This is a genomic window from Rhodococcus sp. T2V, from assembly GCF_029269925.1.
In the GTDB taxonomy this organism is placed as follows: Bacteria; Actinomycetota; Actinomycetes; order Mycobacteriales; family Mycobacteriaceae; genus Rhodococcus_F; species Rhodococcus_F koreensis.
On sequence record NZ_JARJBD010000497.1, the window covers coordinates 1 to 496 of the forward strand.

A 496-nucleotide genomic window follows, 5' to 3' on the forward strand; every position below is an offset into this window, starting at 1 on the left:
AGATCACCAACCCGCGCCATGAGCGCACGGACCGTGCGCGGTTGGCGAAGGCGCAGCGGGTTCTGGCCAGGAAGGAGAAGGGGTCCCGGAACCGGGCCAAGGCCCGACTGAAGGTCGCGAAGATTCATGGCCGGATCGCCGATCGGCGGCGCGATTATCTGCACACACTCTCCACTCGGCTGGTGCGCGAAAACCAAGTGATCGCCATCGAGGATCTGAGTGTGCGGAACATGGTGAAGAATCGGTCGTACGCCGACCTCGACCTCGCCGCCGACGCCATGGTCAACGCCGGCTTCGGATCCGCCGGCGAACGCTGCATGGCCATCTCCGCCCTCGTCGCCGTCGGCGACATCGCCGACGAACTCGTCGCGAAAATCACCGAACGCACCAACACCCTCAAGATCGGCGACGGCACCAAAGACTCCGACATGGGCCCGCTCGTGACCAAGGTGCACCGCGACAAGGTCGCCTCCTACATCGACGCCGGCGAGGCCGC

General features: G+C 65.5%; 1 protein-coding gene. It reads left to right on the top strand.

Translation table 11 applies throughout. The features are described from left to right. Nucleotides 1-496 (top strand): aldehyde dehydrogenase family protein (locus P3H15_RS55065; protein ID WP_276144952.1); only part of this gene is annotated, 496 nt, incomplete at both ends.